Genomic DNA, 20,535 nt, shown 5'->3' on the forward strand with positions numbered 1-20,535 from the left:
TTACTAATCAACCATCGTCGCGTTCAAATATGAGAGTATGTGTACTTCAGCCTGATTATTCAACAACAGGTGTGGATTATAAAAATTATGATCCCCCGAGAGATCTGGCGCCTCTATTACCGAACGATCAAGTTGACCATGTTTTCCTCAACAAGCTTACAACCTACCGTCAACTAAAAGAACTAAGCAAAAAGAATTACGACATTTTTGTAAACCTCTGTGAAGGATACCTCGAATGGGAAGTGCCTTCAATAGACGTTATTCATACGTTTGAACTTCTCAACCTCCCGCATACAGGACCTTCGTCGAAACTTTACGACCCCACCAAAGAGCTAATGAAATATGTAGCTTATTGCGAGGGCGTGCCTACGCCTCAATTTGTGTTGGTAGAATCGGAAGACGATATCCCTCAATGCCTCAAATACCTTGAATTCCCGCTTTTCGTGAAACCGGCCAAAGCGGGTGATAGTTTGGGAGTAGACGAGCACTCTCTCGTTCAAAACGAAGAAGAGCTTAGAAAAAAAGTGGCCGATATTCTGGAAGAATACGGACCTCTTCTGGTTGAAGAATACATCGCTGGTAGAGAATTCACCGTACTTGTTGCCGCCAATGGAGACAATACTTGCAAAACATTCAAACCTGTAGAGTATAAGTTTCCCGAAGGCCGTGCCTTTAAAACCTATGCCCTCAAAACTTCGGAGCTTCATCCTGATTGTAACTTTCCTTGCGACGATCCTATATTAGAAAAAGAACTACGGGAATATGCTGAGCGCATCTTCAAAGGATTTGGTGGAATTGGTTATGCGCGTCTCGATTTCCGAGTAAATGATAAAGGCAAAATATTCTTTCTTGAAATAAACTTCACCTGCTCTGTTTTTTATAAAGACGGGATGGAGGGTTCTGCAGATTTTATTCTAAAATTTGATGGAATTGGCCAGGAAGGCTTCCTTAAACACATCATTGCAGAAGGAATTGCCCGTCATAAAAAGAAACAACGCAAGTTTGTTGTTCGAGGAAATTCCATCGCCGGTTACGGCATCTACGCCAATCAAAACATTGCGAAAAGCGAAGTGGTTTTTGCCGGTGAAGAACGAAGCCAGCGAATTGCTACGCGTCGCCACGTGGAAGCAAATTGGAACGAAAACGAAAAAGAGATCTTCCGCCGTTACGCTTGGCCGGTAAGCAACGAAGTGTTCTTGTTATGGGATGACGACCCCTCCGGTTGGGCTCCTCAAAACCATAGTTGTGAAGCTAATACCGTTTGCGACGGACTGAATGTAATTGCGCTTCGTGATATCAAAAAAGGCGAAGAACTCACACTCGATTACGCTGTGTTCCTTGATGAACACATGGAGTCTTTTGTATGCCGCTGCGGAACTACTTCATGCCGAGGTCTTATCAGCGGTACCAAACAAAACTCAATTACAGACCGAGAAATTAAAGTGCGACAACTAAAATAAGAACACTGTCTGCTATCATTCAGTCTCAATCTAATAAATCATATCTCAAGTAGCAGCATTTCGAATATCGCAGCCCGCTGATCGAAGCTCGATTCATTTCTAAAGTTCGACTAGGCTCAGCTCCTTTTTTCTATTGTGCAGTAATTTCTATTCGAAGCTTTTCAATTCGATTTAATAAAGTGCTCGTTTGCTTTGCACTCGATAATCCAATAAGATATCCTCTTTGTTTACTAGGGCTAAGTTTATAAAAAGCCTCTTTGAATAGAACATCTTTCTCAAATGCATGCAAAAGCGGTTCGGGCAGTTCATTTGTGGCTTTGGGTTTTTCCAACTTTCGTCCCGAACGCTCAATCTCAACAGCATCTTGTATGAGTTTCAATATTATTTCGCGATCCTCTTTTACCTCCGATGATTTATAATACTTTATTATTCTTGCTTCTTGCGTATTAACACCTTGCTGAATCAATTTTTTTGCGGGGTCAAGCAGCATCGAGCCTTTCATAAAACTGATGCAAGCGTATTCTTTAAAAGCACTCAACAGAAGGATGTTCTTTCCATTATCGGTATAACAAGGAACACCCCATTTTACTTCTTCTAACAATCCCGACCTTACCACTATCTTTCTTAACTCAACTAAAACCGGCCTCCACAAGTTAACCTTGCAATCCGGCGTCGCACCATACTTACAGCGCATACACCCGTCTTTCAGATATCCGTCAACCGTATCAATCATGGCAAAATTTTGATACAAATTACCAAAACGATTCAGTATTCTCCTGTTCTTTCCTTCACCCCCCTCCCCACACTCCTCGCCTCTTCTTCTCCTCGCTCCTGTTTTCCCCCTGTTCCTCCCCCTCTTCTTTCTCCTCGTTTACTCTCTCCTATATTCTCCTTCTTACTTCTCCTCTCTTCCTCGTTCCTCTTCTCCTCGTTCCTGTCTTCCCCCCTGCACCTCCCCCTCTTCTTTCTCCTCGTTTACTCTCTCCTATATTCTCCTTCTTACTTCTCCTCTCTTCCTCGTTCCTCTTCTCCTCGTTCCTGTCTTCCCCCCTGCACCTCCCCCTCTTCTTTCTCCTCGTTTACTCTCTCCTATATTCTCCTTCTTACTTCTCCTCTCTTCCTCGTTCCTCTTCTCCTCGTTCCTGTCTTCCCCCCTGCACCTCCCCCTCTTCTTTCTCCTCGTTTACTCTCTCCTATATTCTCCTTCTTACTTCTCCTCTCTTCCTCGTTCCTCTTCTCCTCGTTCCTGTCTTCCCCCCTGCACCTCCCCCTCTTCTTTCTCCTCGTTTACTCTCTCCTATATTCTCCTTCTTACTTCTCCTCTCTTCCTCGTTCCTCTTCTCCTCGTTCCTGTCTTCCCCCCTGCACCTCCCCCTCTTCTTTCTCCTCGTTTACTCTCTCCTATATTCTCCTTCTTACTTCTCCTCTCTTCCTCGTTCCTCTTCTCCTCGTTCCTGTCTTCCCCCCTGCACCTCCCCCTCTTCTTTCTCCTCGTTTACTCTCTCCTATATTCTCCTTCTTACTTCTCCTCTCTTCCTCGTTCCTCTTCTCCTCGTTCCTGTCTTCCCCCCTGCACCTCCCCCTCTTCTTTCTCCTCGTTTACTCTCTCCTATATTCTCCTTCTTACTTCTCCTCTCTTCCTCGTTCCTCTTCTCCTCGTTCCTGTCTTCCCCCTGTTCCTCCTCCTCTTCCTTCTCCTCTCCTCCTCGTTCATCGTTTCCTCGTCTCCTCGCTCCTACCTCATATTCCCCTAATCACCCCCCCGCCCTTCTCACAAACAAACGCCCTATCAAAAACCAACTTGCACCTCTTTCCATTCTTGGTTTCCATTCCTGTATAACAGTCCTCCACAAAACCCTGCATTCTTGCGGCTTTTATGTCAACAGATTGAAGACCCCTCTTCTTCCAATGACCTAGCAACACCCAATTACGCTCCAGCTGCCGAATAATCCGTTTCATTATCTCCGGCTTTTCATCCTTCTGTTTATAGTGAAAAGCACTTCTGCAATAATCATTGCAAAACTTTTTGTCCGTTCTGCCCTTCACAATAGATCCACACCACTTACACTGCTTCGTTTCCATACAAAAATAATTTAATTCGGTTGTATTTTACTGTTATATACGTTTACATGCGAATATAAGCGTATAAAAAACAGATCCGAGAATCTTACAACTTCACCTTTGCCTTCATTAAGAGGCAAAGTTGTTCGCTTTGCCTTTCACTCAAAAAATAATAGCCATGTACGAATTCAAAAACAGAATCCAATTGATTGGCCACCTTGGTCAAGATCCTGAAATCAAAATCATTAACAATGATCGCAAATTGGCAAAACTGAACATCGCCACAAACGATCAATATGTTACAAAAGACGGTGTGAAAAAAGAAGACACACAGTGGCATTCCGTTAACATCTGGGGCAAATCTGCCGAAACAGCAGAAAAATACCTCAAGAAAGGAGCCGAAATCTACGTCGAAGGAAAGTTGATCTACAATACGTATGTAGACAAAGACGGCGTTAAAAGAACAAGGGCCGAAATTGAAGCAAGCGGCTTTCTTGTGTTAAGCCCTAAACCGAAAAAAGAACCCATTGCAGCCTAAATTGATACCGGGTTTATCCCGGTATCTCTATCCCATACCACTGTTTTGATTTATCTTCACCGCCCCATTTTATGCATTACGATTCTATCAATACCCCTTTCGAATTAGCCGCTTCGTTTGTGAAAAACACAAACCGATCGATCTTTCTTACAGGTAAAGCAGGAACCGGTAAAACAACCTTCCTGAAACACATTGTAGAATCGGCTGTGAAAAATACAGTTGTCGCTGCACCTACCGGAGTAGCAGCAATTAATGCCGGAGGTGTTACCCTACACTCTCTTTTTCAACTACCCTTCGGTCCCTTCATCCCCGGAACCAAAGCAGGGTTTACTGAACAAGGTATTGTAGACAAACACAGCCTTATCGAAAAAATAAAATTCATTCAACACAAAAGAGAACTACTCCAAGAATTAGAACTACTCATCATAGATGAAGTGAGTATGCTTCGCGCCGATACGCTCGACGCTATCGACACCATTCTTAGATACGTCCGCAAAAACCCCCGACTACCCTTCGGTGGTTTACAAGTGTTGTTCATAGGCGACCTTCACCAGCTCCCGCCCGTTGTACAACAAGAAGAATGGACATATCTGCAAGAATATTACAGTGGGCCCTTTTTCTTTCAATCTCAAGTGCTGCGAGACAACCCTCCGCTTTGTATTGAACTAAAAAAAATATACCGTCAAAAAGAAGAGGATTTTATCAACCTGCTTAATAATGTAAGAAATAACACTATGACAGCAGCAAATTGGCAAAAACTCGAAAGCAGAACCAATACCAATTATCATATTCCGGACGACTGCATCACTCTTACTACCCATAATAGAAAAGCAGATGCCCTGAATGCCGCCGGACTCGCGAAACTAAACTCAAAAAGTTTTTACTTCAAAGGCACTATCAGTAAAGAGTTCAATGAGAACGCGCTTCCAACAGAAATGGAACTCGAGCTGAAAGAAGGCGCTCATATTATGTTCATCAAAAATGATGTGGGCGAAAGCAGACGATACTTTAACGGTAAAAGAGCCATCATTACAAAAATCAATGAAAAAGAAATTTTTGTAAAAGGTATCGATGATGACTCGGAATTCAAACTTGAAAAAGAAACCTGGAGAAACATCCGCTATGTTTTAAATAAAGAGGACAATGCAATAGAAGAAGAAGAACTCGGTTCGTTTTCTCAATATCCAATTCGATTGGCCTGGGGCATCACCATTCACAAAAGCCAAGGTCTTACCTTCGATAAAGTTGTGATTGATGCTGCACAATCTTTTTCGCCCGGCCAAGTTTATGTAGCACTCAGCCGTTGTACAACGCTCGATGGAATTACGTTGCTTTCGAAAATAACCCCCGGTGCCATTAGCACCAATAAAGAAGTAAACGCCTTCATGGCTTCCGAAGAGGCCATTCCTGAATTGGAAATGCTCTTGAAACAAGAAGCTCAATACCATGCCAATATTCAGTTAGTCAAACTCTTCGAGTGGAAACCCCTTGTTCAGGCACTTCATTCTTTGAAAAAAAACTGCGACTCAAAAACTATTCAAAGCAAAGAACTCGTAATGAGCTTTTGCAACAGCTTGATAACTACAGCCAACAATCAAGCCGATGTCGCAGATAAATTTTCCGAAGAGTTAAAATCAAGGCTACTCAAAGATGGCCCCACAAACGCTGTTTTGCACGACAGGGTTTCAAAAGGTTTGAAATGGTTTGCTGAAAATCTTCACAACGAATTGATTCTTCCCCTTCATAAAGAAGCGCTTCAAGCATCAACTGATCTAAAGCAAAAGACCTATGTGAAATTTTTACTCGATACCGAGACCATTTTCTGGGGTAAATTATCACAACTCCAAAACAGCTCTTTCGACCAAATTGGATTACCCGCAATAGGCCCACTCTTTAAGAGAGAAGAGTTACCCGTAATTCAAGTAAAAAAGAAAAACGCCATTGGATCTTCACAGCTAGAAACATTGAATTTCTTTAAGAATGGTTCTTCAATAGCAGCCATAGCCGAATTACGCGGGTTGGCTACTTCCACTATTCAAGGACATCTCGCCGCATTTGTGCTGAACGGAGACCTTGATGCCGATAAGCTCATCGATTCGAAAAAACTCAAACAATTAGAAGAAGAAATATTAAAACTCGGCCCCCAATCCCTAACAGAATACAGAGAGGCACTAGGCAAAGACATTGAATTCACCGAACTGAGGATCGTAATTAACCATCTTAAGTATCACAAAAAGTTTCCAACCGAAGATTAAGCCATATCACAGGCATCGCTAGCAATCATCTCTAATGCACAAGCAAGATCATGTATATGCTTTTGTATTTTAGTATCTTCGTCAGATGTTGTCACAATTCTTTTCTGAACTTCTCACTCAACTACAAAACGCTAAACCGCTTGAGTGGATCGGTGTTATTGCAGGAATAGCAAGCGTTTGGTTCAGTAAAAAAGAGAACATCTTGGTTTATCCTGTTGGTTTGATCAATACCATTATCTACATCTTCCTTTCTGCTAAAGGTGCACTATTTGGAGAAGCTGCCGTGAACTTTTACTATACCATTGTTAGCATTTATGGTTGGTGGTTGTGGGCTTTGAAAAAAGAAGACAATAAACCACAGACGCCTATAGCATACTCTAATAAAAAAGAGATAGTGTATCAATTAGGATTCTTCTCGTTCTTCTTGGTTAGCCTTTTCAGTATTTTAAGTTTAGTTAAAAAAGGCTTTGCGGCCGATACAATACCTTGGGCCGACTCCATTGCAAGTGCCAGCGCATTCACCGGAATGTGGCTAATGGCCAAGAAAAAAGTTGAGTCCTGGTACTGGTGGATTTTAACCAATATTTTTTCCATCCCATTATATTTTGTAAAACATTACGCGCTCACCAGTGCATATTATGTAATATTGTTGCTGCTGGCGTTTAGTGGTCTTATGGAATGGAGAAGAAAAGCAATCGAAAACATCAAAAGCAGCACTTAACCTATGTCTTATTGCAAAGCTATTGCAACCATGGATGGTCCAACTAAAGACCTTCATAAGCATTATCACGACCATCTCTACGGGTTCCCTATTGAAACCGACGATGAATTATTTTGCAGACTTATTCTAGAAATCAATCAAGCCGGATTAAGTTGGACTACTATTCTCAAAAAAGAACACCATTTTCGAAAAGCGTACTCTTCCTTCGAAATAAAAAAGGTTGCGCGTTATAAAGAAAAAGATATCGAACGATTGTTGAGTGATGAAGGTATTATTAGAAACCGACTTAAGGTCCACGCCGCCATTCACAATGCACAAGTAATCGAATCGCTACAGAAAGAGTTTGGTTCTTTTAAAAACTGGTTGAATCAGAACCATCCCTTAACAAAAGAGGAGTGGACCAAACTTTTTAAGAAAACCTTTCGTTTTACAGGTGGGGAAATCGTCAATGAGTTTTTAATGAGCACCGGATATCTTCCCGGTGCCCATAGTGAAGACTGTCCTGTTTACAAAACCGTATTGAAGCACCAACCTGCATGGAAGCAACTCAACCGAAAAAAATAGTGATCATTGGTCCGGAAAGCACGGGCAAAAGCACGCTGTGCGATCAACTCGCCAACCATTTCAATACCATTTGGGTAAAAGAGTTCGCACGTGAGTACCTCCTAAAAAACGGGATGAATTATTCATTCGACGATTTGCTCACCATCGCCAAAGGTCAGCTTCGAGGCGAAGACGAGGCGGTGGAACAAGTCCGTTCCAATGTATCAAAAAATCAAGACCTGCTTATCGTTGATACCGATATGTACGTAATGAAAGTGTGGGCTGAGTTTGTCTTTAACAACTGCCATAGCTTTATTCTCGATAACATTGTTTCTAGAAAATACGACCTATATCTACTATGTAATATTGATCTTCCTTGGGTGAAAGACGAACTTAGAGAATATCCGGACCTAGAAACAAGGGCCAAGCTCTTCAACATTTATAAAGATATTTTAATCAATCAAGATACTCCTTGGACCCTTATTAGCGGAACCGGCGAAGAACGTTTACAGGCAGCAATTGAAGCAATTGATAGTTTGAAATAAGGCGATTTTAGGTAGAATTGAGCTCTTTTTACTCGGTTTTGGCCAGTTTTGGGGCAAAAATCGAAAAAAATAGGTTTTTTGGGGCAATTTCAAAATTATTAAAGACCCACTTCTTGAAACGCTATTTTGCATCAATTAGCTTCCTTATATCCTCATCTGATTCCAGGTTTCCCATTTGTACCATGATCCAAGGGTACTTTCGAGCAACAAATCTCGACATCGGCTTAACCGTAAACCTTACCGGATTGGGTAAACAAGCCGCAATGATTGCTGCCTCGGATCGACTTAATTTCGAAGCCGGTTTCTTAAAATAGAACTGCGAAGCTGCTTCAATCCCATAAACCCCCTGACCCATTTCAATTACATTCAAATACATTTCCAGAATTCGCTTTTTACCCCAAATGGTTTCAATCATAAAAGTGAGGTACACTTCCAGGCCTTTCCGAAACCAACTTCGCCCCTGCCAAAGAAAAACATTCTTTGCCACCTGTTGGCTAATGGTAGAGGCCCCGCGTATTCTGTTGGGCTTTTTCTTATTGTATTGTTGGGCTTTTTCGATGCTCTTCCAATCAAACCCACTATGATCCGGAAATAGTTGATCTTCTGAAGAAATAACGGCAAGCTTTGCATACTTGCTCATTTCATCATAATCCACATAATCGCGCTTCAGTCCATCGCCTGTTACCAAGCTCACCAACTGAGTAATAGTGATTGGGGGATCAACCCATTTTAATACAACAATATATACTAAGTGAAAAATGAGTAAGAAAATGAAAACCTTTTTGGTAACCCTCCAGAGTTTTGATAGAATTTCTTTTGCTTTTGCGAACATGGGTTTAGTCGGTTTTCTGCAAGATACTAAGAAGGTGTTTTAATTGATCCTGCTTTTATGTAAACCGCAACATACCTTCCGCCAACACGATCTCTTTTTCGTGCAATTTTCTTCCAAAAGTATCCCGTCAAAGCCGCTGTAGAAGCGCCGATGAGCGATGGCCATTTATTATGTTCGTTTAGACTTTCACGTCTATAAAGCGTATTGAATAATTCTAGACCCACATAAGCAGTTCCTGCCACCACCATAATATTCGGTAGGGTTGCTTGCGCAAATCCTTTGGATTTCCCGTTCTCATAACGCGATCCAAAATAAAATCGCTCGATGTTTACCAACGGAATTCCAACAGTGTAGAACATCGTGTCTACAACAGATCCGAACTCGGTTCTCATCAACTTTGTTTCTTGCTGAGCAATGTACAAGGTATCGCCATGAATCGCCTTTATGATTCCGCTGATTTGAAAACCATCATAAGTGCTTCCGGCAATAAAAGCGGTTGGGAAATAAGATTTTAAAACCTTGGTGGAATTCTTCTTTCGAATTTGAACGATATCGGTGGTTTGGGCCACTACACTAGCGTCCAAAAAGAGGAGAAAAGAAAAATATAGAAGAATTCTCATAATGATCGGCAAATTACAACCCTACGCGCTTTAATATTGTTGGGGTTTTGTTAACAGAGCACTATTTCCTTAAAATCACCGCACCGTAAAAGAGCGCTACACCAAATGCAATCAATAAAATACCCGATATCTTATTGATGGTTCCAATTGTTTTGAAAGTGAGTTTCTTGCTCAGCCTACCGGCCAGTATAACCTTCAAAGCGTCTGCAACGATATTGATTCCAATACAAACCGAGAAAATTATGATTCGTTCGAATAAATTAAACTTCCCGGAAAAAGCCGTTGCTACTCCCAGCCAAAAGATGATCACGTTAGGATTGAGGGTATTTATTAAGAAGCCGGATGAAAAAATCTTCGCCACATCTCTCTTTCGAAACCGTTGAGGCTCTCCATCAGCTGTTGCAATACTCACTTTCTTGAAGAAAATATATACAACTCCCATCAAAAACAAAAACACGCTTCCCACCACACCAATCATCATTTTATATTTCAACAGCCCACTTACCAGTTCAGAAAAAGCATTGCTGATAACCACTAATACAATATCACTTAACCAAACCCCCGCAACAAAACTAAATCCTCCTTTCGGTCCGTTAGTTAAGCTTTGTTTGATAATAGTAAAAATAACCGGACCGACAGAAATCGCCAGCACAAAACCAAGAGTTATTCCGTTTAAAATCGCTTCTGTCATACGGTTCTATACAAAAAATAATTCGGAAAGGAGATTAAACGGTTTACAATACCTTTTTCATCATGATGTCTGTTTGAACATCTTCGCCAAGTGTAAACCGGTGTTTGTTGAATGGAACAAACCCATTCTTATTATAAAAAGCAATGGCTTTTACATTCTCTTCCCAAACACCCAGCCACACATATGCAGCCTCTGTTTCCTTCGCCACTTCAATTGCCTTATCATACAATAACTGACCAATCTTTTTGCCTTGATATTCTTTCACAACATATATCCGCTCAATTTCAACAGCCGATCCGTCGTTTAATTCTGTTTGAGCGCCGGCAAAGTTTAACTTCAAATATCCAATGATGGCCTCACCCTCTTTTGCAAAATAAAAAACAGAATTCGGGTTCGTTAATTCCTGCTTAAGTTTCTCTGTTGCAAAACTTTCGTCTAAATACTTTTTCATGTTTTCCGGAGTATTTAGAGCACCAAAAGTTTCCGTAAATGTTCGGATTCCAATTTCTCGCAACGACTCCATTGCCTCCATTCCAATTTTCTCAAGCGTTATCATTGGTCCAGTCTTATTGTTTTGTGTTTTTTTGTTTGGCCAGAAATGCAGTCCATTCTTCTAACATCTTACCTTTCATTACTCGCGGAAACTTATGTTGACCACCAACCTTACCCTTCGATTTCATAAACTCTAAGAACGTGTCTTCAGATAATACCGTAACAAAAATATCTTTCAATGCACTCTTCCGCTCCACCGCATAGTCATCATTCAACACGCACAGGTGTTGATCAATTTTTTGTTTCAATAGTTCAGTATCCAAAGCATCATCCGATGCCACATACCAATGGTGTGCAAAAAACAACCCATGTGGCACCCCCGCCACCGTGAATTCGGGAATCGATACATTCAACTCCTCGCTAGACAACTGAATAGCTTTGTTCATATTGTCTACACTCAAATGCTCCCCTACTAAACTTAAAAAATGCTTTGTTCGTCCGGTGATCACAATTTCACATCGCTCGGTATCGGTGAATCGAACCGTGTCGCCAATCAAATACCTCCAAGCTCCGGCGCTGGTACTCAACAGAATTGCGTAGTCTTTGCCTTCCTCCACTTCATGAATCATTAAAGCTTTGGGATTCTCTACTAAATTTCCATCAGCGTCAAAGTTGGTATCGTCAAAGGGAACAAACTCAAAATAAATATGATCGTTCAAAACCAAGCGCATGCTGGTTACCCCCTGACGGTCTTGGTATGCTAAAAATCCTTCGGAAGCCAAATAGGTCTCAATGTAAATCAGCGGCTTTCCTAATAATTTTTCGAACCCTTTTTTATACGGTTCAAAAGAAACACCTCCGTGAACAAAAAATGCCAAGTTTGGCCAGATATCGTGAATCGTTTTTAAATTATAGCGCTCGATAATTTTTTCCATCACCAACTGGATCCACGCAGGAACGCCAACCACAAATCCGATATCCCAATTCGGCGCTTCCTCAATGATCATCTCAATCTTGCTGGTCCAATCTTTCGTTTTCGCTATTTTTTTTCCTGGCTTATAAAATGGAGAAAACCAAAAAGGCGCTTTCTTAGCTGTAATACCGCTAAGGTCGCCGGAATAATAACCCTCGCCCTTTTGTAAGTCCGTACTTCCTCCAATCATCAACCAACCTTTGCCTATGCTCTTCATGGGAAGGTCTTGGTAGTTTCTCAAACTCAACAATTGTTTGATCATAACTACTCGGTTTCCCTTCAATAAATCGTTGGTGATGGGGATGTATTTACTGGCGGCTTCTGATGTGCCACTGCTCAATGCGTAATACTTTATTTTGCCGGGCCAACAAACATCGGAGCTTCCTTCTAAGGTTTTATGCCACCAGTCTTTATATATCTTGGAATAGTCATATGTTGGCACCAGTTGCTGAAACTTAATGCCAATATGCTTATTCAATAAAATTTCATCGAAATGATAGGCTTGACCAAACTCTGTAAATCGCGCTTTCTTCAGCAATTTCTTGAGCACTTTCAATTGCTGTCTTCTCGGCGATTTCGGCGGTAATCGCAGAGCCTTGGCGATGCTGTTGGGTAGAGAAAGTTCAATTAATGCCATGCGGCAAGATACCTTTTAATTTGGTTAGCTGATTCAAAATTAAGGGAATATGCGTTGTTTTGTTGTCTAGTTTTCGCCAAATCTAGGCAGTTTTCCCTTTGGACTAAGAGCCCAGCTGCACCCCTTCTTTGTTAGCACAATCCCGGATTCTTTCTTCGTTTCAATATATTCAATCACTTGCGCATATCCCATATCGGTGCCTACTTCTATTTCTTTGTTCCGTCCCCTTTTCTGATCTTCCTCTTTTTGCCTACTTAAGATTGACCGCTCGCTCTCTGAAACTCCTTTGAATTTACTTGTTTTGATTCCATCCTTTGAAATGCCGAGTTTGATTTTCCAATAAACCCAAATCGCATTATAGAAATATTTAATGCTTTCAGCTTTCTGAGCACTGCTTCGTCCTTTATAATGCAAAACAGTCAACCCTCCCTGGTAATAGTTTTTATACCCCTTTTTCAACAAGCGTTCACTCAACTCTACATCTTCTCCATACATGAAAAACCGCTCATCAAACCCACCTTCGTTCAGGTATGTCGACTTAAGTAACACCATACAGGCTCCCGATAGTACCGGTACCACCGACAGGGCTCTTTCTGGAATCCATCCAACATGATACCCCGCAAATACTTTACTCTTGGGAAAAAGCAAGCTCAGCTTTGAAAAGTAACAAAAGGAATTCCAAATAGTCGGAGCCCCTCTTTTTGATTCTTTCAAAAAGGTTCCTGATCCGTTGATCATTCTGCATCCAATTGCACCAAATTCAGGGTTTGTTTCTATCGTTAGTAGTAGTTTTTGAAAAAATGTTTCAGGAACAATTATATCCGGATTCAAAATAACCAAATAGTTTCCGGTGGCTTTTTTTGCCAATTCATTGTGGGCTGCGCCAAATCCAAGATTTATCTCATTGGTTTCGAAAGCAATGTTTGAATATTTTGAGGCCAATGCCGGGTAGTCGGGGTCCCCGGAATTATTATCCGAAACCAATATTTCAACATCATAACCCTTGGCAGCAGCCAACAAAGAGTCGATGCATATTTCAAGATATGCCGCCGTCAAGTAATTGATGATCTGTACTGTAAACCGCATTCAGTGGATCTGAGTTTCTATCTGTAATAGTGTGGCGTGAAAAATTATCGTTGATCGTTCACCCATAACAACATTTCGTCATGGATCTTACCATTGGTAGCAAGAATATGTGGCTGATAAGGTGAATATGGCTGTCCCTTGAAATCGGTTACTTTACCACCGGCTTCCTCCACCATCAAATAACCGGCAGCACTATCCCAAGCATTCAATTTGTGTTCGTAGAAACCATCAAATCTTCCGGCCGCCACCCAACATAAGTCGATCGCAGCCGAACCCAGTCTTCTTACAGGAATCCCTTCACGGATAAATCTTGAAAAACTTTCCAAGGGACCATTGGGCTGATTTATATAGGTATACGGAAACCCGGTTACCAAACACGATTTTAAAACACTGCCTTCTTCGCTTACCGATAATTTTTGATCATTTAAGAAGGCGCCTTGCCCTTTTTCGGCAAAGTAGAATTCTTTTAAAAAGGGATTGTAAACGGCTCCCATAATTATTGTGCCATTATGTTCAATGCCAATTGATACACAACAAAGCGGAATTCCGTGAGCATAGTTGATCGTCCCATCAATGGGGTCGATAATCCACTTATATTCGCTCCCCGTTTCTATAGCACCCACTTCTTCGCTCAAAATAAAATGATCCGGAAATGTCGATTTGATGGTTTCAATGATCGCTTTTTCTGAGGCATGATCTGCTTCAGTGACCAAATTATTGACCCCGTCTTTATGACTAATGGCTAGATCCTTATTATTGAAATAATGAAGAAGGATTTGAGCCCCGGCTTCTGTTGCGTTGTATAATGTTTCTTTCAGCATAGTACAAAGATAAGATATGACGCTGTTCAGATTAGGTACACCTTGTTAAGAAGCTACTTGCATTATAAAAAGGTAGAAAAAGTTCCAATTGAAAGGGTTAACGCTACAATTGCGGGAGACGCTACTTTAGAATACTGCAGTAGCAACCAAGTGCCAACCATTACAATAATATTTATATAACTATCTAGAGTATTCGAAAAAAAGGCAATGTCTTTGCTCATATACAAAATTGAAGCAAACATAATGCCCACCGCTACCGCATTGATACCCTCTAGAGAACGATATACTACTGCATATTTTTTTAAGTTATTCCAAATGGGAAAGAAGAATAAAACAAACAATGCGCTCGGTAAAAATATGCCGACCGTACCTATAATACAGCCCAATACTTGCCAGGCAGAACTTCTATCACTCATTGCCATACCACCCATAAATGAACCGATCGAAAATACGGGTCCTGGAATTGCTCGAACCACTCCGGCACCTGTATAGAACTCATCCTTATTTATCGCAATTACATTTTCCTTTTTGTTCTGGTTCTTCTTTATCACCGTTTCCGAGGTAGGTCTTTCTACAAATTGTTCATACATCATTGGAATCAGAACTTGACCACCTCCAAATACCAAGCTTCCAAAACGATAGGTATTCTCAGCTAAGTTGATAGGCCTTCGGTATTGCCAGTCGTTTTTTCTGGCCAATTCACTCAATACCCCCAAAACCAAAAACAAAATAGCCCAAACCCAGAGATTACCCCATTTTATCTTTTTCGGCGCTTGCCCTTTTTGAGGAATCCTCTTGTCACTAATATTTGTAACCGCTCCTCCCAAAACAATCAATAGCGGAAAGATCCAGGGCATTTTAAAAAGTACAAACGTAGCAATGGCAGATACAATCAAAATACTTCTTGTAATGGTATTATGAATTGCCAATGAATAACTCTTCAAAGAAGCATAGATCAGAAATCCAACTGCCATCGGTTGAATAAAACGAAACAATGTTACTTGCATCGATTGCTCACTGATTCTGCGCAACAGAAAACTCAACGCACCCATGAGTAAACTCGCCGGAAGTATCCATATCAATAAGGTAAGAATGGCCAAAGGCGCACCGCCTCGTTTATAGCCAATAAGCGTGAGTACTTGTGTAGACGAGGCTCCGGGAAGAAGTTGGCAAAAAGAATTATAATCCATTAATTCTTCTTTACTCACATCCTTTCGCTCATCTACAAAGGTTTTCAACATCATTCCGAAATGACCCTGCGGTCCGCCAAATCCGGTAAGACTATGCAGAAAAACGGCTTTCAAAAATGGGATGTGTCGAACTAATACCAACGGCTACATTTAAGAGAGTAAATTAATTGGATTGCAAGCAATCACCAAAGAGAGTTAAGCACAACCCTGCGCCAGCTTTATTTATAATAGGAGTTTCGCTCCATCTCTTCCCTAACTTTATCGGGAACCAAGAACTGTACTGATTTTCCTTCCTTAATAGTATTACGTATATGTGTAGCCGAAATTTCCAAAAGCGGAGCTTTCAACACAGTTACATCAGCCCCGGTTGGTATTGTTTCTACCGGAAAGCCGGGACGTTCATATATAATAAAGGAATAGTCGCGAATCAGTATTTCATAGTTCTTCCATTTCGATAAGTTTCTGAAACTATCGCTACCCATCACCACCTTGAATTGATGTTGCGGATATTTCTCTGATAAGTAGGTGAGTGTATCAATAGTATAAGATGGTCGCGGTAGCTTGAATTCAATATCACTTGCTACCAATCCCTCACATCCCTCAATGGCTAGTTGAACTAAATAAAGGCGATGGTACTCGTTTAACAATGTCCCCGAAGGTTTATGCGGGTTTTGAGGACTTACTACAAACCATACTTGATCAACCGAACCATGATTGAGGATATGATTCGCTATTATTAAATGACCGTGATGTATAGGATTGAACGATCCAAAGTATAAACCGATCTTCATTTTCGGGAATTTGAATTAGGCGATGTCTTCAACAAAGATGTTATCTGCCTCATTGATTCGTAAGCTCAAACTGTATCCCGCAACCGTAATTGATATGGGATCTCCTAGAGGGGCAATTTGTTCTACTTGAACCAACTCACCGGGTACACAACCCATTTCCATCAACTTCAAAAACAAATCATTATTCTCGAAGCTTACAATCTTTACTCTCGAGCCCGCTTTTACTTCTGATAATCTTTTCATAACTAATTCTCTAACAGCCTTAGCTTTGCTTCGTTAATTGAACAATATGAACCAGACCCCAAAAGTACAGTTTCACAATCTTATTCCTGTTCCCTCCTTAAAAAACAGAAAGGAATTAAAGCTTTTCTTAACGAAACTGGCTAAAAAGGAAGGTCGACCCCTCAAAACACTGAGTATTATCCTTTGTTCCGACGAGTACCTGCTCTCAATGAATAAACAATTCCTTCAGCACGACTACTATACCGACATCATCACTTTCGACCTTAGCGAAGGCAGTGCCATCGAAGGAGAACTATACATAAGTGTAGATCGAGTAAAAGATAACGCCCTTTCCTTCTCCTCTACCCTCCAACAAGAACTTCATCGGGTGATCTTCCATGGACTACTTCACCTTTGTGGATACAAAGACAAATCCCCGAAACATATCAAAGAAATGCGTGCGGCCGAACAAAGAGCCTTAAGCGCCTACTTTAAATGAGTTCCACGTGGAACTTTAGGTAATTGGTTATAAGTAGTTATTTCTAAGTCCATTATTCTTCTAAAAACACCTCCTTTTGTTTCCACGTGGAACACCATATAATCTCGGCATTCTCATTTCACCCTCTTCTCAAAACTTACCACACAAAACTTATCACCTATAACTAACTTTGCATCATGTTTCAACAATACGATGTAATAGTAGTAGGTGCCGGTCATGCCGGATGTGAAGCCGCAGCAGCTGCAGCCAATATGGGATCAAAAGTTCTTTTGATCACTATGAACATGCAAACCATCGCCCAAATGAGTTGCAACCCGGCCATGGGAGGTATTGCCAAAGGTCAAATTGTTAGAGAGATAGATGCACTTGGAGGATACTCGGGTATCGTTACCGATATAAGCATGATTCAATTCCGCATGCTTAATAAATCAAAAGGACCTGCCATGTGGAGCCCAAGAGCTCAAAGTGATCGAATGCTCTTCGCTGCTACCTGGAGGGAAATGTTAGAGCAGACTCCGAATGTTGAGTTTTACCAAGACATGGTAAATGGATTGATCATCGAAGGAGATCAAGTAAAAGGAGTGGTTACAGGTCTAGGACATGAAATCAGATCCAAAGCCGTAGTAGTTACCAGCGGAACATTCCTAAACGGTGTAATACATATTGGTGAGAAAAGATTCGGTGGAGGTAGAGTCGCTGAAAAAGCAGCAACCGGTATTACTGAACAGCTCGTATCCCTTGGTTTCGAAAGCGACCGTTTGAAAACAGGTACGCCTCCTAGAATAGATGGAAGAAGCCTTGATTATTCTAAAATGGAAGAACAAAAAGGCGATGACGAAATAGTTGGCTTTTCTTATACCAATACCAAGAAACCTACAGAACAAAGATCTTGTTGGATCAGCTTTACCAATACAACTGTACACGATATTCTTAAAACTGGTTTCGACAGAAGTCCAATGTATACCGGACGTATTGAAGGTGTTGGCCCTCGTTACTGTCCAAGTATTGAAGACAAGATAAATCGCTTTGCAGAACGCGAAAGACATCAATTATTCATTGAGCCCGAAGGATGGAATACCGTTGAAATATACGTCAACGGCTTCTCTACCTCACTCCCGGAAGAAGTACAATACGAAGCTCTTCGTAATGTTCCGGGATTTGAGAATGTAAAAATATTCAGACCGGGTTATGCTATCGAGTACGACTTCTTCCCTCCTACTCAACTCAAACATTCTCTCGAAACGAAACAAATAAACAATCTCTTTTTTGCCGGACAAATCAATGGAACAACAGGATACGAAGAAGCAGCTTGCCAAGGATTAATGGCCGGAATCAATGCACATTTGAAAATCACAAATCAAGAGCCATTCATATTAAAAAGAAGCGAAGCATATATCGGAGTGCTAGTAGATGATCTTATTTCTAAAGGAACCGAAGAACCTTACAGAATGTTTACATCAAGAGCAGAATACAGAACCTTACTTCGCCAAGACAACGCAGATATTAGACTTACACCATTGAGTGTAAAAATTGGACTTGCAAAAACAGATCGATTAAAACGTGTAGAAGAAAAATTAAGAACAGTAGATATATTAAAAAATAGCTTAATAGAAACATCTGTAGAACCTTCAGAAGCAACGCCTTTCTTAGAGAAAAATAATTCAGCTCCTTTATCGCAAAAACAAAAAGCTATCAATCTTCTCGTTAGACCAAACATTTCATTAAAAGGGATGATCGATCATTTTGAATTTCTAAACCAATTCAAAGAAATCGAAACAGAATTTATAGAACAAACAGAAACACAAATTAAATACGACGTCTACATCGAGAAAGAAAAAGAACTGGTACAACGAATGAGTCAATTAGAAGATCTAATAATTCCCGATAGCTTTGACTACAAAAAAATACCGGCACTCTCAGCAGAAGCAATGCAAAAGTTTCTTAAAGTAAAACCAAGAACACTTGGTCAAGCAAGTAGAATAAGTGGAGTAAATCCAAGCGATATTCAAATTCTCATGGTATACATGGGAAGATAAAAAAAGCTCGATCTATGATCGAGCTTTCTATTTTAAGTAGCACTTATATCCAACATTCTTTCAATCGGTATTCTACTCTTCTCAATCAATTCCTTACTCATCAAAATCTCAGGTAATTCGTATTTCATACACAGGTATAATTTTTCGAGTGTATTCAACTTCATGTGAGGACAATCGTTGCATGCACAATTATTATCCGGAGGTGCGGGTATAAATGTTTTACCAGGATTTTCCTTTTGCATTTGATGTAAAATCCCTGTCTCTGTAGCCACTATATAAGATTTACTATCATCCTTTATAGTATAATTCAACAAAGCAGTAGTGGATCCAATAAAATCAGCGATTCTCAATAAAGGCTCCTCACACTCAGGATGTGCAATAAACTTGGCTTCCGGATGCCTAATCTTAAGCTTCGTAATCTTTTCCAAACTAAAAATTTCATGGACCATACATGCACCGTTCCACAACACCATATTCCTGCCTGTTTTTCTATTCAAATAACCACCTAAATTTTTATCCGGTGCAAAAATTATCTTTTGATCTGCAGGTAATGAATTAATAATTTTTTCAGCATTAGAAGACGTACAAATTATATCACTCAGAGCTTTGATCTGTGCAGTACAATTTATATAGCTGATAACAATATGATCGGGATGCTGCTCCTTAAATTTTTTAAACAAATCAGCCGGGGCACTATCGGCAAGAGAACAACCCGCTTTCAAATCTGGTAAGAGCACTTTTTTGTCAGGATTCAAAATTTTTGCAGTTTCAGCCATAAAATGAACTCCGGCAAAAACTATCATATCAGCACTTGTTTTTTTTGCAAATTGTGCCAATCCTAAACTATCACCAATATAATCGGCTACATCTTGAATATCCGGTTCTTGGTAATAATGCGCCAAGAGAACCATATTCTTTTCCTTCTTAAGCTTTTCGATTTCATCAAACAGATCCAAACTTGGATCCACCTTCAAATCTAAAAAACCAACTTTATCTAAATTTTTCTCAGCAACTTCAATGTGCATTTCTCTTGTATTAATTGTATTATATTATATAAAGACAAATAACCTACTATTATTACGGCTGTGAATTAGTGGATATTCTATTGTCTCTATAATTTGTAAAATTAAGAAATTCGACTTTTCCACAGCTATCAACATTTCTTTCACATCGTGGAAACCAGTGAAACCAAGAAAACAGTACAGTAATCAACAGTATGGATAAAAAAGCCATGGGTAAAAATCAATCAAAGAAATCATCCGATAAAGCTGTTGATAAAAACCGTACAAAATCATTTTAGTCCACAATTCTCAAAGAATTAATAGAAACTTCATGATTTGTTCTATTTCAATTAACAGTTTCAAAGTAAAAAAAGCTAGTTTATTAACATAAAATCAGCTCCATTCACATACTGCTGTGGATACACAAAATGAACCCTATTTCTTACCCTTTCTATACCTATATATAATAAGGAAGAATACGAATTTTCGTGAAACCTTCGATAAATCTCAAAATGACGATT

At 40.3% G+C, this 20,535-nt stretch carries 21 protein-coding genes; 8 read left to right on the plus strand and 13 right to left on the minus strand.

The genetic code is table 11. The features are described 5' to 3' along the window. Positions 1-29: 29 nt before the first annotated feature. Positions 30-1,460, plus strand: coding sequence for an SET domain-containing protein-lysine N-methyltransferase (locus ACQ2HE_RS02105; RefSeq protein ID WP_430895023.1), 1,431 nt, complete (start codon positions 30-32; stop codon positions 1,458-1,460). Positions 1,461-1,590: 130 nt separating this feature from the next. Here ACQ2HE_RS02105 and ACQ2HE_RS02110 read toward each other — a convergent pair whose 3' ends face one another. Further along, the gene (locus ACQ2HE_RS02110; RefSeq protein WP_430895022.1) at positions 1,591-2,193 is read right to left on the minus strand and encodes a YdeI/OmpD-associated family protein; all 603 of its coding nucleotides are present in this window, start codon (positions 2,191-2,193) and stop codon (positions 1,591-1,593) included. Positions 2,194-3,200: 1,007 nt separating this feature from the next. Then, positions 3,201-3,542, minus strand: coding sequence for a hypothetical protein (locus ACQ2HE_RS02115; RefSeq protein WP_430895021.1), 342 nt, complete (start codon positions 3,540-3,542; stop codon positions 3,201-3,203). Positions 3,543-3,699: 157 nt separating this feature from the next. Between ACQ2HE_RS02115 and ACQ2HE_RS02120 the strand changes: the two genes are divergently transcribed. The 5 genes from ACQ2HE_RS02120 to ACQ2HE_RS02140 all read left to right on the plus strand — a co-directional run bounded on the left by ACQ2HE_RS02120 (position 3,700) and on the right by ACQ2HE_RS02140 (position 8,123). Then, the gene (locus ACQ2HE_RS02120) at positions 3,700-4,059 is read left to right on the plus strand and encodes a single-stranded DNA-binding protein (protein ID WP_430895020.1); all 360 of its coding nucleotides are present in this window, start codon (positions 3,700-3,702) and stop codon (positions 4,057-4,059) included. Positions 4,060-4,130: 71 nt separating this feature from the next. Further along, entirely contained in the window at positions 4,131-6,314 is a 2,184-nt protein-coding gene (locus ACQ2HE_RS02125) for a helix-turn-helix domain-containing protein (protein WP_430895019.1), read from the plus strand. A gap of 85 nt (positions 6,315-6,399) precedes the next feature. Beyond that, a complete protein-coding gene (pnuC, locus tag ACQ2HE_RS02130) occupies positions 6,400-7,035 on the plus strand; it encodes a nicotinamide riboside transporter PnuC (RefSeq protein WP_430895018.1) in 636 nt (211 codons plus the stop codon). Between the two features lie 3 nt (positions 7,036-7,038). Continuing rightward, positions 7,039-7,599 (plus strand): DNA-3-methyladenine glycosylase I, encoded by a 561-nt coding sequence (locus ACQ2HE_RS02135; RefSeq protein WP_430895017.1) that lies wholly within the window; start codon positions 7,039-7,041, stop codon positions 7,597-7,599. After that, positions 7,572-8,123, plus strand: coding sequence for an AAA family ATPase (locus tag ACQ2HE_RS02140; protein ID WP_430895016.1), 552 nt, complete (start codon positions 7,572-7,574; stop codon positions 8,121-8,123). Before ACQ2HE_RS02135 ends, ACQ2HE_RS02140 begins: the two co-directional genes overlap by 28 nt. A 121-nt stretch (positions 8,124-8,244) precedes the next feature. On the opposite strand, the gene mtgA is transcribed toward ACQ2HE_RS02140, so the two are convergent. The 10 genes from mtgA to ACQ2HE_RS02190 form a co-directional block, all read right to left on the minus strand. Next, entirely contained in the window at positions 8,245-8,955 is a 711-nt protein-coding gene (gene mtgA, locus ACQ2HE_RS02145) for a monofunctional biosynthetic peptidoglycan transglycosylase (RefSeq protein WP_430895015.1), read from the minus strand. Positions 8,956-8,981: 26 nt separating this feature from the next. Beyond that, complete coding sequence (locus ACQ2HE_RS02150; protein WP_430895014.1) at positions 8,982-9,575, minus strand: hypothetical protein; 594 nt, start codon at positions 9,573-9,575, stop codon at positions 8,982-8,984. A 61-nt stretch (positions 9,576-9,636) separates the two neighbouring features. Continuing rightward, positions 9,637-10,266 carry a LysE family translocator gene (locus ACQ2HE_RS02155; protein ID WP_430895013.1) on the minus strand — a complete coding sequence of 210 codons (630 nt, stop codon included), beginning with the start codon at positions 10,264-10,266 and terminating at the stop codon, positions 9,637-9,639. A gap of 43 nt (positions 10,267-10,309) precedes the next feature. After that, a complete protein-coding gene (locus ACQ2HE_RS02160; RefSeq protein WP_430895012.1) occupies positions 10,310-10,822 on the minus strand; it encodes a GNAT family N-acetyltransferase in 513 nt (170 codons plus the stop codon). 10 nt (positions 10,823-10,832) lie between these two features. Then, positions 10,833-12,368, minus strand: a complete 1,536-nt coding sequence (locus tag ACQ2HE_RS02165) for a GH3 family acyl-acid amido synthetase (protein ID WP_430895010.1) — start codon at positions 12,366-12,368, stop codon at positions 10,833-10,835. A gap of 66 nt (positions 12,369-12,434) precedes the next feature. Beyond that, the gene (locus ACQ2HE_RS02170) at positions 12,435-13,454 is read right to left on the minus strand and encodes a glycosyltransferase family 2 protein (RefSeq protein ID WP_430895008.1); all 1,020 of its coding nucleotides are present in this window, start codon (positions 13,452-13,454) and stop codon (positions 12,435-12,437) included. A gap of 44 nt (positions 13,455-13,498) precedes the next feature. Beyond that, positions 13,499-14,275, minus strand: coding sequence for an inositol monophosphatase family protein (locus ACQ2HE_RS02175; RefSeq protein ID WP_430895006.1), 777 nt, complete (start codon positions 14,273-14,275; stop codon positions 13,499-13,501). A gap of 62 nt (positions 14,276-14,337) precedes the next feature. Beyond that, complete coding sequence (locus ACQ2HE_RS02180; protein WP_430895004.1) at positions 14,338-15,606, minus strand: chromate transporter; 1,269 nt, start codon at positions 15,604-15,606, stop codon at positions 14,338-14,340. A 77-nt stretch (positions 15,607-15,683) separates the two neighbouring features. Further along, the gene (gene nadD / locus ACQ2HE_RS02185; RefSeq protein ID WP_430895002.1) at positions 15,684-16,256 is read right to left on the minus strand and encodes a nicotinate (nicotinamide) nucleotide adenylyltransferase; all 573 of its coding nucleotides are present in this window, start codon (positions 16,254-16,256) and stop codon (positions 15,684-15,686) included. A 15-nt stretch (positions 16,257-16,271) separates the two neighbouring features. Continuing rightward, on the minus strand, positions 16,272-16,499 hold the full coding sequence (locus tag ACQ2HE_RS02190; RefSeq protein ID WP_430895000.1) for a FeoA family protein: 228 nt from the start codon (positions 16,497-16,499) through the stop codon (positions 16,272-16,274). A gap of 46 nt (positions 16,500-16,545) precedes the next feature. Between ACQ2HE_RS02190 and ybeY the strand changes: the two genes are divergently transcribed. After that, entirely contained in the window at positions 16,546-16,977 is a 432-nt protein-coding gene (gene ybeY / locus ACQ2HE_RS02195) for an rRNA maturation RNase YbeY (RefSeq protein WP_430894998.1), read from the plus strand. Positions 16,978-17,153: 176 nt separating this feature from the next. Continuing rightward, on the plus strand, positions 17,154-19,013 hold the full coding sequence (mnmG, locus tag ACQ2HE_RS02200) for a tRNA uridine-5-carboxymethylaminomethyl(34) synthesis enzyme MnmG (RefSeq protein WP_430894996.1): 1,860 nt from the start codon (positions 17,154-17,156) through the stop codon (positions 19,011-19,013). A gap of 32 nt (positions 19,014-19,045) precedes the next feature. Here the strand turns inward: mnmG and nadA are convergent, their stop codons facing one another. Beyond that, a complete protein-coding gene (gene nadA / locus ACQ2HE_RS02205; RefSeq protein ID WP_430894994.1) occupies positions 19,046-20,038 on the minus strand; it encodes a quinolinate synthase NadA in 993 nt (330 codons plus the stop codon). Between the last annotated feature and the right edge of the window lie 497 nt (positions 20,039-20,535).

This window comes from Endoryza foliicola (assembly GCF_050589245.1).
GTDB classification, from domain to species: domain Bacteria; phylum Bacteroidota; class Bacteroidia; order Chitinophagales; family Chitinophagaceae; genus Endoryza; species Endoryza foliicola.

Bases quoted from the DNA above. Each gene is read 5' to 3' on its own strand.
- mtgA (WP_430895015.1), bottom strand. From the start codon at position 8,955: ATGTTCGCAAAAGCAAAAGAAATTCTATCAAAACTCTGGAGGGTTACC.
- ACQ2HE_RS02110 (WP_430895022.1), bottom strand. From the start codon at position 2,193: ATGATTGATACGGTTGACGGATATCTGAAAGACGGGTGTATGCGCTGT.
- ACQ2HE_RS02135 (WP_430895017.1), top strand. From the start codon at position 7,039: ATGTCTTATTGCAAAGCTATTGCAACCATGGATGGTCCAACTAAAGAC.
- ACQ2HE_RS02150 (WP_430895014.1), bottom strand. From the start codon at position 9,575: ATGAGAATTCTTCTATATTTTTCTTTTCTCCTCTTTTTGGACGCTAGT.
- ACQ2HE_RS02170 (WP_430895008.1), bottom strand. From the start codon at position 13,454: ATGCGGTTTACAGTACAGATCATCAATTACTTGACGGCGGCATATCTT.
- ACQ2HE_RS02125 (WP_430895019.1), top strand. From the start codon at position 4,131: ATGCATTACGATTCTATCAATACCCCTTTCGAATTAGCCGCTTCGTTT.
- pnuC (WP_430895018.1), top strand. From the start codon at position 6,400: ATGTTGTCACAATTCTTTTCTGAACTTCTCACTCAACTACAAAACGCT.
- ACQ2HE_RS02140 (WP_430895016.1), top strand. From the start codon at position 7,572: ATGGAAGCAACTCAACCGAAAAAAATAGTGATCATTGGTCCGGAAAGC.
- ACQ2HE_RS02175 (WP_430895006.1), bottom strand. From the start codon at position 14,275: ATGCTGAAAGAAACATTATACAACGCAACAGAAGCCGGGGCTCAAATC.
- ACQ2HE_RS02190 (WP_430895000.1), bottom strand. From the start codon at position 16,499: ATGAAAAGATTATCAGAAGTAAAAGCGGGCTCGAGAGTAAAGATTGTA.
- mnmG (WP_430894996.1), top strand. From the start codon at position 17,154: ATGTTTCAACAATACGATGTAATAGTAGTAGGTGCCGGTCATGCCGGA.
- ACQ2HE_RS02115 (WP_430895021.1), bottom strand. From the start codon at position 3,542: ATGGAAACGAAGCAGTGTAAGTGGTGTGGATCTATTGTGAAGGGCAGA.
- nadA (WP_430894994.1), bottom strand. From the start codon at position 20,038: ATGCACATTGAAGTTGCTGAGAAAAATTTAGATAAAGTTGGTTTTTTA.
- ACQ2HE_RS02160 (WP_430895012.1), bottom strand. From the start codon at position 10,822: ATGATAACGCTTGAGAAAATTGGAATGGAGGCAATGGAGTCGTTGCGA.
- ybeY (WP_430894998.1), top strand. From the start codon at position 16,546: ATGAACCAGACCCCAAAAGTACAGTTTCACAATCTTATTCCTGTTCCC.
- ACQ2HE_RS02155 (WP_430895013.1), bottom strand. From the start codon at position 10,266: ATGACAGAAGCGATTTTAAACGGAATAACTCTTGGTTTTGTGCTGGCG.
- ACQ2HE_RS02120 (WP_430895020.1), top strand. From the start codon at position 3,700: ATGTACGAATTCAAAAACAGAATCCAATTGATTGGCCACCTTGGTCAA.
- ACQ2HE_RS02105 (WP_430895023.1), top strand. From the start codon at position 30: ATGAGAGTATGTGTACTTCAGCCTGATTATTCAACAACAGGTGTGGAT.
- ACQ2HE_RS02165 (WP_430895010.1), bottom strand. From the start codon at position 12,368: ATGGCATTAATTGAACTTTCTCTACCCAACAGCATCGCCAAGGCTCTG.
- nadD (WP_430895002.1), bottom strand. From the start codon at position 16,256: ATGAAGATCGGTTTATACTTTGGATCGTTCAATCCTATACATCACGGT.